Consider the following 12,215-nt stretch of genomic DNA (forward strand, 5'->3'; position numbering starts at 1 on the left):
TGCCCATTCTAGATTCTTCCGACGTCCCCAAGATTGCGATGCAACTTACCGCGCATAATCGGAATGGCTTTTCACCTCCCTTCAGGGTCGAAATGCTTCAGCCCTTGATGGCTCCGCTTGTCAGCCCCGAGATCACGTAGCGCTGCAAGAAGATGTACATGATCAGAACGGGAAGCGAAACAAAGACCAGATCTGCGAATACATAGTTCCAGTTCGCCGAGTGCGTCCCGAAGAAGAGGAATGTAGTCATCACAAGGTTGTATTTAGCCTGCGAATTTAGAAAATAAACGGATGTACTGAAGTCGTTCCAAATAGCCAAAAACTGAATCACAATATTGGTCGCGGTAATAGGCATTAACAGCGGCAAGATAATCCGAAAAAAGAGCGCATAAGGCCCGCAGCCGTCCAACAGCGCGGACTCGTCGATTTCCCTCGGAATCGTTTTATAATAACCGGAATATAGAAAAACGCCAGTCGGAAGGCCGATCGCAATACTGACTAGAATCATCCCTTCCAAACCACCGGTTAAGTGCAAATTTTTCGCTAAGATATAGGTAGGGACCATGAATACGGGAATGACTAAGCCTAACATTAAGACGAGGTTCACCAATTCTGTAAACATGTTCTTTCTGCGCTGGATGACATAACCGGCCATCGCTGATAACAACACCAGCCCTGACACTGCTGCGAACGTAATCACGACACTATTTTTCAACGCCTGCAGGATCCGTGCTTCATGATAGACGGTAACGTAGTTTTCAATATGCCAAAGTTTCGGAAGGGATAACGACATTTCCGCTGCGCCTGCCGCATCCTTGAGCGAATTCAAAACCATCATATAGATGGGGATGATAATCAACAAACTCAGCAACACTGCTACAACCTCGACAACAAGATGGGGTAACGTTCGTTTCATTACATTTCCACCTCTCTTTTCCGCAAAGCATAATAGGTAGAGATGGAGACCAACGCTACCAGTAAAGCCAAAACAACACCGCCAGCGCTGGATTCCCCTAGGCGCCCTGATCCATAAGCTTTGTATATCCAGGTATTGATCACTTCGGTGGCCGTACCCGGTCCCCCGTTGGTTGTTACGACAATCATGTCGAAAACTTTTAAACCGCCAATGAGATTTAAGACGAGCACATTATTGATCGCCGGCATCAGAAGCGGCAAGGTGATATGCCAAAACTTCTGAAAAGCAGATGCACCAGCGACCTCCGCCGCTTCATAGAAGTCCTTGGAAATCGTCTGCATGCCTGCCAGCAGGATCACCATATTAAATCCAGTCCATTTCCAAATTTCTACGAAGGAAGCCCCGAATAGTGCTATATTCTTGTCATGCAGCCAATCCAGTGCCAGACTTTGAAGACCGAGACCATTCAGCAATTTGTTGACTATTCCTGCCTCAGGATGAAGAAGCGCAACAAAAATCAAACCTACAGCAATATTGCTAAGAATGACCGGAGAAAAAATGACCGTCTGTAAATAATTCTTAGTCTTTAATTTTTGGTTAAGGAATACCGCTGCCATAATACCAAGACCAACCTTGAATAGCGTAGTAACTCCAGTAAAGACCAACGTATTCTTCACTACCTTGCTCAAATCTGGATCTTGGAAGAACGATTTAAAATTATCGAATCCCACCCAATGTGCCGTAAAGCCGTCCCAATTCGTGAAGGAATAGTAAAACCCTTGACAGGTGGGAACGATAAACATTACCAAAAAAATGAGGCATCCGGGAAGCAGCATAATATATGGATAATTTCGTAACAACGTTTTGCTCATGATTCTCTCCACTCTCTTTCTATAAAAAGGTCGATTCCTTTCGGAACCGACCTCCCATCATCATTGCTTCCAGTTTGGATCTGCTTTAGCCTTGGCGTCCTTGGCAGTCGCCGCGTCCATAGCTGGAAGGATTTGGTCAATCGTTTTGCCGCCGGTAAAGTAGTCCAGAATGGAATTATTTGTATCGCTCGAATCATATTTGGTCAGGTTGCCCCAGAAGGTGTCCGTGTTGCCTTGGTCTACATAAGCCTTGAGATCGCTTTGTGCAGGAAGCAGCGCGGAGGTAATCCCTTTTTGATACGGAATTCCACCTTGAGCGTCAAAGAACTTCTGCTGCGTGGACTGCGAAGTGAAGTAGTCGATGAACTTCTTCAACAATTCCTTATCCTTGAATTGATCCGTAACGGATAGGTTGAACGGGACAAAGAGGCTGAGCTTGTTGTTTCCGTCGAACGGCACACGGAACGCTCCGATATCGTTCGCTTTATCCGGGAACTTCTTCTTGATATCGTCCATAATCCACGTTGCGTTAATGGTCATCGCCGCCGTACCTTCAGCAATTGCCTTCTCGGAGCCGTCATAGGAGTCAGAAAGGTACGTTTTCTGAATATAACCTTTATCCAAGAGCTCTTTATGCTTTTGAATGGCATTCTTGAAACCGGAGAAATCAGTGTAATGCGCCTTGTTGGTATTGATTTTCGCAAAAATGTCATTCAGCGGTTGACTTTCCGTGAGCCAACCCTCATGGTCAAAGACGTTGACCGTCCACGAGTCTTTACCAGGCAAGTAGATCGGCGTGATACCCGCCGCTTTAATCTTATCGCTGTCAGCCAGGAATTCCGCATACGTTTTCGGGACGGCAAGGTTCAGCTTTTCGAACACTTTCTTATTGTAGAAGACACCGAGCAGGTTGATGCTGTCGAACGGAATCCCGTACACCTTGCCGCTGTCAGTATCCGTAAACTGGGGAGCTTTCATAATTGATTCCGGAATATTTTTCGTCCAATCGCCGCCTACTTCTTGGAAATGCCCAAGTCCACCGAGATTGCCTTTAATCCAGTTAACCCCGTAGTTGGGAAGCAGCATCGGGAGCTCATTGGCCGCAGCGCGCGCCTTATAGAGTTCACTACCCTGTTGGCCGCCGGCGACCTTCTCGATATTCAGCTTGAATCCCAGTTTGTCGGCATTATCATTGATGTCCTTCTCGACGGCTTGGATGCCTGACTTATACCAATCCGTAAACATCAACATGGTAATTTCTTTCGGCGCCGCATTTCGTTTTGCCGCGTTTGTCCCGCTTGGACTTGCACTAGCTCCCGGACTGGACCCCCCTGTTCCGCAAGCAGTTAAAGAAATGCTGGCAAGAGAAACCGCCATAACAACGCTTAGTGCTCTCTTTTTCATTCTGTGACCTCCTCGTAATAAATAAGTTGTTTGCTTTACATTCTGAGTATAAGCCAATTCATGTCCGCAAATATTTCAAGATTCTCCGAATTACTATAAAAATATACGATCCAAGCTTTGTTCTACTAAATAATAAAAGAGAGGGCTTTCGCCCCCTCGTTTCCTTAATTCCAATTGCGATCACCCTTTGCATGCGCGGCCCAGGAAATTGCCGCATCCATCGCAGGCAAAATCTGATCGAGCTTCTTTCCGCCGGTAAAGTAGTCTAAGATATCATTAGTTGTATCATCAATATCATATATTTTGAGATTGGCCCAATAGCTTTCGGTATTGCCAGTATCGAGAAAGTGTTTGAGGTCCTCCTGCGCCGGAAGAAGCGCAGACGTTACACCCTTCTGGTAAGGGATGCCGCCTTGTGCGTTAAAGAATTTCCGCTGCGTCGTCTGCGATGTGAAATAATCGATAAAACTCTTCAAAAGCTCTTTATCTTGAAATTGATCGGTGACGGACAAGGAAAAAGGCACGAATAGACTGATCTTGCCATTACCGTCGAAAGGCACTCGGAAAGCTCCGATATCGCTCGCCTGATCCGAGAACTTGCGTTTGATCTCATCCATAATCCATGTGCAGTTAACCGTCATCGCAGCCGTCCCTTCGACAATGGCCCTTTGAGAACCATCATAAGTATCGGAAAGATACGTCTTCTGAATGTACCCCCTGTCCAGCAGTTCTTTATGCTTCTCTATAGCAAACTTATAGCCCGAGAAATCCACGTAATGTGCTTTGTTGGTATTGATATCGGTAAAAATGTCACTCAGCGGCCGCTTTTCGGTCAGCCAGCCCTCATGGTCAAAAATGTTGACCGTCCACGTATCTTTAGCAGGCAAATAGCCTGAAAATGCTGCAGACCGCCAAGATTTGCTTTCGACCAGCTTACGCCATAGGTGGCGATCAGCATTGGCAGCTCACTCGCCGCAGCGCGCGCCCTGTATAGATTCTCGCCTTTCTTGTCGCCTGTGATTGTTTCTATATGAAGTTTAAACCCCAGCTTTTCTGCTTGTTCGTTGATATCTTGTTCAATGGCTTGCATACCTTGCTTGTACCAGTCCGTAAACATCAGCATGCTGATTTCTTTTACATCGGCTGAACTTCCGCTTGCATCACTGTTGCCGAATAGAGCTTTGTTAGCGTTTTCTTTACATGCGGTAAGCAGCAAACACACGATCGAAACAAGTAAGAACATCCTCTGTACCGCTTTCTTCTTTCCGCCCCCTAAGCGTCATGCCTTAGAAATTCTTTTGGCGTCATGCCGGTTTTCTTTTTGAAAACTTGAAGAAAATAAGTATATGAATTAAAACCGCATTGCTGGGATACTTGTTTCAGATCCATCTTCCCTTCGGCAAGCAGCAGCTTCGCCTTGTTTACCCGTAAATCGCTGATAAACTCAGTCAGACTGATGCCCATTTCTTCCTTGAACTGCGAGCTCAAATAATTATTGCTGATGGCAATCGCACTCGCAACGTCGGAAAGTGAAATGTCCTCACAATAATGGTGATTGATGTAATGGACGGCTTGTTGGATGGAAATCGACAAGTTTTCGTTTTTCTTGCATGCCAGCATCGTTAACAGCCGATCAAACACGGTACAAATCCAGGCTTTGATTTCATTCAAGGTTTCCAGCCGGGCCAAAACCTCGTGCGGAACCTCGCCCTGATCGTAAAGTTCAGCCATGTCCAAGTGATATTCTTTGCAAAGGCGGTTAATGGTGCTAATCAATTCGCTGAACACCATTTTTGCCCTCACCGGACTTGCCATATTCCCTTTTATTTGGGAAAAGATGCGTTCCAGAATTTCCGATACGTCATCACGATTGAGCGATTTCACGCTTGCAATCAGTCTCAGTTCATCGTTAGGATCGAGACTGAGCATAGGACTGGTGTTGAATTTAGCTGCTCCGCCTCGAACGACACTGCTCTTTCCCAGATAAAATTTTTCCCGCAGCGCTTCGACGGCCTGCTCGTAACTTTTTCCCACCTCAAGGATGGAGACGCACGGCTTCCCTATGGCAAAGCTTGCCGAAACCTTGACGAATTTCTTGAGACAGACACTGGAACGGTCAATGATTCCCTGTATGAATTGATCGATAAATGCCTTACTCTTCGTGTTGGTAAAAGAAAGCAGCAGAATGAATTTTCCGTTGCCTAAATGACTAATAATCCCTTTATCGTATTCCTGCAATATTTCTTCCACAATGTTCGTAATCGCAAACTGAAGAATCGATTCCTCCTTCAATCCCCTGCTGGCGACAATTTCTTGGAAGCCGTCGATTTCCATCACTACAGGCTGCACGTGCTTGGTATCCAATCTCATCTGCAGAAGACGCAGGTGTTCCTCCGCTTCTTCCGATTTGACGTATCCGCTTAACAACTGGATCACAAACTTTTCTCTTAACGCATGCAGTTGGTCTGCACGTGGACGGATTTGGCCCGGCTCCCGCAGCTTGCTTCGAGCCTCGATGACTTGCGCCTTCGCCCGATCCAGCGTTTCCAGCAGCATCGAGGCGTTCAGACGATGCTTTAATAAGTAATCAACAGCGCCATTTCGCAAAGCTCCGCGTACCAATTCAAACTCATCATAGTTGCTTAGCATAATGATTGGAATATCGGGATATCGCCGATTTTTCTCGCTGGATAACGCCACCCCATCCATTTCGGGCATCCGAATATCCGAGATCACGATATCTACGGCGCCTTCTTCCAAGAATTGAAGTGCTTCTCTCCCGTTCGACGCTTCCCCGGCAAGCGTGTATCCATGCTCCTCCCATTTCACCAACAGTTTCAAGTGGGTTCTTGATAAAAGCTCATCATCTACGAGCAGCACGCTATACAATGACTGCACTCTCCTCAGTGGAAATAATGGGAATGGCGATCTCCACGATCGTAAATAGGTTAATCTCGCTTGATATGGTAACACCATAAGGTTCGCCGTAGGAAATCGCAAGCCTAGATGCCACGTTGCGAATGCCCAGTCCTCCTTGACGGCCCGCGAGCACATCATCTATTTGTTCTTGAGACATACCTATACCATCATCCTGGATTTTGAAAACAATCGTATCTTCATGGCGATACCCCTTGATCAGAATGAACCCGGGGCCTTTCTTCTTCCCGATGCCGTGAATCAAACTGTTTTCCACAAAGGGCTGGAGCACCAACTTGGGAATGAGATGCGAGAGAATATCATCGCTGATCATGAATCGATACGTAAACTTGTTGGAGTATTTATATTCCTGAATATTTAAGTAGCTTTGCAAGAACTCCATTTCTTCTTCGACCGTGTTATAAAGTTTCTCCTGCATGTTAATGTGCATAATTCGAGACAAGGATTCCGCTACGTCATGGATGTTATCGGCGCCATGATAAACCGATAAAAACTTGATTGTATTTAGAGTGTTGTACAGAAAGTGCGGGTTGATTTGGGCTTGCAGTGCACGAATCTCGGCTTTCCGTTTCTCTTGTTCACGAAGCTTGATGTTCGTAATGAGCTCTTGAATCCGCTCAACCATCAAGTTAAACTGTCTGGACAATTGACCAATTTCATCGCTGGAGTTCGTATCCAGACGGACAAGCAATTGATTCCCGTCAAACATTTTGATGGCTCTGCTGAGACGCAGAATCGGCTTCGTCAAGACGGAGGTCACGACGATGGAAATACCTGCAGCGACAATGCAAAATAACAGGGAAAGAAGCAGTGAAGTGTTCCGAGTCTGGCTAAACTGGTTAAGCAGCGTTTGTTTGGGAATGACGCCCACGATTAACCAGTCCGTAGTCGGCATGTAGCGGTATACAATAAACATATCTTTTCCGTTAATCTTCTTATAATAGTTTCCTTCATTACTTTTCATGTCTGGGGTTAACTGCGCAAATTGCTTGGAGGTGATCCCGCTATCAAGCGAATTATAGACTGTCTCGCCGGAACCGCGTACCGCTACGAGCATGTTAACATCGTGCATATTGCTGGAGAAAATATCGCGAAGCAGATCACTCCTGACATCGGCAATCACAATGCCCAATACCAGATTCTGATCCCGGACTGACCGTGCAATGGACATAACCCTATCGTCTCTGAACGAAGTGACATAAGGCTGAGAAGAATTATAATGCGGCTGAATAAATGCGATTTCTCCGGACGGATTTACGATTTTTGAAAACCAACTCTGCTTCTTCAGATAGTCAAAAGAGATCGTATTTCCATTTGAATACGTTTGTCCATCCAATCCTGCAATCATAAGGTCATTTAGATAATGCTTGTAGACAAACATGTTTCCTAAATACTGCGATGCTTCGCGAGTCTTCTGCAGATATTGGTATCCATCCAGACCTTTGTTGTTTGCTAAGAGATCGACCACGTATTTATCACTGCTCGCAATACTGACAAGCGCGTAAATATCCTTTAAAGCTACCGTCAAGCTATCCCCTGACATCTTAAGCATATCGCTAATATAGTTATTGGCTGAATGCTCCACTTCATTTTCCGTTCGCGTGTCCCAAAAGAAGATAATCGCCGTACTTAAGACAAAAGTCAAGATCAGATTCACAAAGACAAACTTATATCTTATGCTATTATATTTTTCGAATTCCCTTTTCATCCTCCTCCCTCCTCTTGAAAGACAACCTCGGGAGTGTAAGCAGACATAAAAAGAATAAGTGCAAGCATGAGGGGAAATTTTGTCCACCGTTTGTTCAAGATGTATTCAGCTCCTTAGCCGTGCTGCTATACTGCTAACGGACAACAATTAACGTTTCCATTGATGAATATAACGAGGATTTGCGCGGAATTCTTCACATGGAAGCGGTAACAAGTTGTCCGTTAGCAGTACAGTTAAGTACATAGAAAGGACAAAGTTCCTTTCACTTACATATATAAAGAATTATCCGTTATAACGCATACCCTTCCAACCAATATTATTCGACATAATGTTACAATACCCTTTTGGGTTGTGGTGCAAAGCTCTAATTCATGATAATATCATTGAAATTAAGTCATGAGAGTGGGACATTTACTTTGGAAACGGGATTAGATTTATTTAAGTGGAAGCAGTATGAATCGGAGGTTATCTTGCTAACAGTAAGATGGTATTTGAAGTATAGTCTAAGTTATCGTGATTTAGTAGAAATGATGGAAGAACGGGGCTTACATATCGCTCATACAACGATCATGCGATGGGTTCATCAGTTTGGGCCGGAACTAGACAAGCGAATTCGTCTCTATTTAAAGCCGACTAATGATTCCTTTCGGACGGATGAGACCTACATTAAAGTCAATGGACAATGGAAATATCTTTACAGAGCGTTGGATTCAAACGGCAATACGATTGATTTCATGTTGTCTGAAAATCGAGATGCTCCTGCGGCCAAACGATTTTTCAAGAAGGTGTTGATTTCACCACACAATCAATCGCCACGCGTGATCACTGTCGATAAAAACCCAGCGTAACCTGCCGCAGTCCAGCAATTGAAGGACGAGAAAGTTATGAATCAAGAAACGTTACTCCGACAACAGAAATATCTCAACAATATTATTGAACAAGATCACCGATTCATAAAGAAAATCATAAAACCAATGTTGGGATTCAAGTCTTTCAAAACTGCCGAAAAAACTATCGCGGGAATCGAAGTCATGCACATGATAAGGAAAGGACAGGTCGAATGCAATCATTCGTCTGTCCTCTCTGCAGTTGAATTANACTGCCGAAAAAACTATCGCGGGAATCGAAGTCATGCACATGATAAGGAAAGGACAGGTCGAATGCAATCATTCGTCTGTCCTCTCTGCAGTTGAATTAATCAAAAAATTGTTTGGTTTGACAGCATAGTCAACCAACAATAAGGCGGCTATCTTTGATTAATTTCAATAGTTGCACCAAAACCTTGTTTGAGACCGATTCCCCCTTGAACTTTTGGCGAACCTATCAGGTCATTCTTCATACGCTGTGCTACCATCCTTAGCAAAGGAAAAACTGCTGTATTCTTTAGCATTTTCATTTAAGTCTATATATACTGTGTGCTCTTCATCTTCAATTCGAAATAGTGGAATGAGCATAGATTCATTTCCTTGATTGTCTGCTGCATAAAACTCTAATTTATCACTGTCACGTTTTAAAATTTTGTCATTGATATTCAAATTTGAAATATTATTAAAACTCATCCCCCGCCCAACCTGAGCGAGCAATATGCTGCCGTACATCACAGCTGCCACGCTATCAGTCCCCTTAAGAGGAACTAAATGCAAGAACGCATCAATTTCAATTTCAATCCTATCCTTTTTATTAAAAACACGCTCTATTACAATGAACCTGTCCTGTTTCTTCAGCTCAATTAACTCAGAATTAATTTTCACGGATTTAACCGATTCTTCTTTTACCAGTAGTTTAATCTCTTTCGGCTCTTTAACATCAAATTCGAGAATCGAATGAGAACTATCAGGAAATTCTGAAATTTGAGTGATCTTGGCATTCATTTCAGTCCACACCACGGAGGAAGAAATAAAAGCATTAAGCAATAGCGAGTTATCACTTTTAAACCATATATTTTTCTGAAGTTCACTCATAGCTTCAATCCCAGAAGCCGTACAACACCAGAAGGAATCGTATAAGCCGCTGAATTTCTTTGAAACACAATTTCCCATAGGCTGATGGTACTGTGATAGTCCTGTCATTTGACTTGCGCTGTTTAAAATAGCGTTATACTTCAATGTTTCCATATGATGTAGATAATCCACGGAATCTGACCATTCAAACAACCCCTGAAGAATCCTTTCCGTATTGTGTGCACAACAGCTCTCGCTTTCACCTCCGGTCAACGCTTCTCCTAATTCGCCATAGCCTCCCCAATGCTCCGATTTTTCAGAAACTCCTCCTTTGATAAAAGTAGTAGCCCGAGAACTGTTGTTGCCATTTGCAAATGTCCTTCCAAGTAAGTAATTATAGAAATGCAAAGCTGCTCGTTTATACTTTTCCTCACCACTAATATTAAATCTATGCATTGCCGCAATTATCATGGGAAGGTGCGTGTTGGCATGCAAATCTTCAAGCACATCCTTGCCCGTTGCAAGATGTTCAAGAAAATAATCTCTGTCAAAAATCTTAGCTAGTACAAACAGTTTGTCATCTCCTGTTAGGGTGAACAACGTATAGATAACATCGCCATTACCGCCGAACTCATTTACAGGGTTGACTTTGGTACAACGTAGAATGCCGTCTATTTTCCAGAAGGGAAGTTTCTCAAATCGTTCATGAATGTAATAAGCCAAATTCACAGCAAGGTTAAGGGATTTCGAATTTCCTAGATAGATATAACAGTCCACTAGACCCTGCATAATTTTGTGTAGCGTATAGTAAGGTGCCCATACATTACGATTTTCCTCGAATTCCAACACATCAAGCTTATCTTCTTCAAAAGCACTTAGATATCCATTTGGTTTTGCACACATTTCCATCGTGTCAACAATCGCATTAGCTCTAAGTTTCAATTCTTCATCCTTGTCAGCAAATGCAAATTTCGAACAAGCCGAAAGAAAATGTCCTACAAAATGCCCACGGAGACCACATTCAACATCTTCCCAACCGCCTAAAGGAATTGCATTTGACGGAATCCCCGCATTAATTTTAAACGTATGCATCAGTCTATCCAGGTCAAATTCAGTTACATACTTTTTCACTAGCTCTCTACGATATGCAAAATATTTGTCTGTCAACGTTACTTCATTTAAGTTGAAATTTCTAAACATGATAACACCTCAGCATTATTTTTTTTGAAAACTTATATCTGTTTGATATCTGTATTTTATAACTTCTATTCCTAACTTTGAATTCATTCACTTTGGTTTACATATATTATTTTCGGTTTTAAACTTGTAAACAGTTGTCAGGTATTATCATATAGTTAAGTCATATAACTTCTTAATTAATAAGGAGATTGGGTATGTCATACAACATTGAAATACGTCTTGATAGTATAATAAAAATACAAGATTTGGGTTTTCATAAAATTAACAATGAATATTCCCACCCAAATCGAACACTAGATTGGAATGTTTTCTTATATGTTGCCAGTGGCGAGATGGAAGTTTGGGAAGGTGACACGGAGTATGTTATTAAGAAAGGTGAATATCTTTTTTTGAAAAGTGGTTTGCATCATTGGGGAGAGCCTAAAACACCCGCGGGTACCTCATGGTATTGGATTCATTTCTTCAGCGATAATAGTTTGGTGGACTGTCAGGAGTTAAATATTAACCTTAATTCTTACCAATCGCTTTCACTAACTCAAGATGAATATGATAAATATATTCAGTTACCCAAACAAGGGATAACCTCTAACGGTCAAAAATTCGAAGCTAGATTAGATTCTATCATTCAACTATCTAAGTCATCGAATCCTTTCCGTGCTATTAGCCTCAGTATGCAAACAATGGAACTTTTTTTTGAACTCTATAATGACTTCTCAATTACGTATCCACTTACAAAATCAGATCGTACAGTACAGAGGCTAATTGACTATCTTGAACAAAAGGAATCTTATAGTCTTGACTCTGAAGAAATTTCTACCTATCTCGATATGAACTACAGTTACTTATGTGAAGTATTTAAATCTAAGACGGGGAACACCATTCAGATGTTTAATTCGCAGGTTTTTATGGATAAAGCAGTAGAAATGATGAGAAATTCAAATATGAATATATCCGAAATAAGTGAAATATTAGGTTTTAAAAACCCCTTTTATTTTAGCCGAGTTTTCCGAAAGGTTAATGGCATCTCGCCCTCGGACTACATGAGCAGAATTTATAGAACGAACAAATAATGACACTGTGCAATATAACATGTTATTCAGAATATGGTGATTTTCATTTGAAAAGAAAATTTATTGAAAACAAATTTTTCTTCAAAATTCTTATTACTTATTGTGTGATCATCATAACAGGACTATCTCTCATGTCTTACTACATTATTTCAAATATGATGAATAAAC

9 protein-coding genes and 1 pseudogene are annotated in these 12,215 nt (G+C 42.5%); 2 read left to right on the forward strand and 8 right to left on the reverse strand.

What is annotated here, in order from left to right; genetic code table 11:
* Window positions 1-97 precede the first annotated feature (97 nt).
* The 7 genes from ASD40_RS26005 to ASD40_RS26035 all read right to left on the reverse strand — a co-directional run bounded on the left by ASD40_RS26005 (window position 98) and on the right by ASD40_RS26035 (window position 7,837).
* Window positions 98-916, reverse strand: coding sequence for a carbohydrate ABC transporter permease (locus ASD40_RS26005; RefSeq protein WP_057306022.1), 819 nt, complete (start codon window positions 914-916; stop codon window positions 98-100).
* Window positions 916-1,788, reverse strand: a complete 873-nt coding sequence (locus ASD40_RS26010; protein WP_057306023.1) for a carbohydrate ABC transporter permease — start codon at window positions 1,786-1,788, stop codon at window positions 916-918. The genes ASD40_RS26005 and ASD40_RS26010 overlap by 1 nt, the downstream gene beginning before the upstream one ends.
* A gap of 60 nt (window positions 1,789-1,848) precedes the next feature.
* Window positions 1,849-3,192: an ABC transporter substrate-binding protein gene (locus ASD40_RS26015; protein WP_057306024.1), complete on the reverse strand. Its 1,344-nt coding sequence runs from the start codon at window positions 3,190-3,192 to the stop codon at window positions 1,849-1,851.
* Window positions 3,193-3,356: 164 nt separating this feature from the next.
* Window positions 3,357-4,079 carry an extracellular solute-binding protein gene (locus tag ASD40_RS26020; protein ID WP_057306025.1) on the reverse strand — a complete coding sequence of 241 codons (723 nt, stop codon included), beginning with the start codon at window positions 4,077-4,079 and terminating at the stop codon, window positions 3,357-3,359.
* Window positions 4,025-4,435, reverse strand: a complete 411-nt coding sequence (locus ASD40_RS26025; protein WP_057306026.1) for a hypothetical protein — start codon at window positions 4,433-4,435, stop codon at window positions 4,025-4,027. Before ASD40_RS26025 ends, ASD40_RS26020 begins: the two co-directional genes overlap by 55 nt.
* Before the next feature lie 29 nt (window positions 4,436-4,464).
* On the reverse strand, window positions 4,465-6,072 hold the full coding sequence (locus ASD40_RS26030; protein ID WP_235549416.1) for a response regulator: 1,608 nt from the start codon (window positions 6,070-6,072) through the stop codon (window positions 4,465-4,467).
* A gap of 1 nt (window position 6,073) precedes the next feature.
* A complete protein-coding gene (locus ASD40_RS26035; RefSeq protein ID WP_057306028.1) occupies window positions 6,074-7,837 on the reverse strand; it encodes a sensor histidine kinase in 1,764 nt (587 codons plus the stop codon).
* A 371-nt stretch (window positions 7,838-8,208) separates the two neighbouring features.
* On the opposite strand from ASD40_RS26035, the pseudogene ASD40_RS26040 reads away from it, so the two are divergent.
* Window positions 8,209-8,934, forward strand: a pseudogene (locus ASD40_RS26040) (IS6 family transposase); the annotation flags it as partial.
* Window positions 8,935-9,165: 231 nt separating this feature from the next.
* Here the strand turns inward: ASD40_RS26040 and ASD40_RS26045 are convergent.
* A complete protein-coding gene (locus ASD40_RS26045; protein WP_057306029.1) occupies window positions 9,166-10,977 on the reverse strand; it encodes a beta-L-arabinofuranosidase domain-containing protein in 1,812 nt (603 codons plus the stop codon).
* A 194-nt stretch (window positions 10,978-11,171) separates the two neighbouring features.
* Here ASD40_RS26045 and ASD40_RS26050 point away from each other — a divergent pair, with 194 nt between their 5' ends.
* Complete coding sequence (locus ASD40_RS26050) at window positions 11,172-12,047, forward strand: AraC family transcriptional regulator (RefSeq protein ID WP_057306030.1); 876 nt, start codon at window positions 11,172-11,174, stop codon at window positions 12,045-12,047.
* The last annotated feature ends 168 nt before the right edge of the window (window positions 12,048-12,215 follow it).

Source organism: Paenibacillus sp. Root444D2, assembly GCF_001426375.1.
GTDB lineage: Bacteria > Bacillota > Bacilli > Paenibacillales > NBRC-103111 > Paenibacillus_E.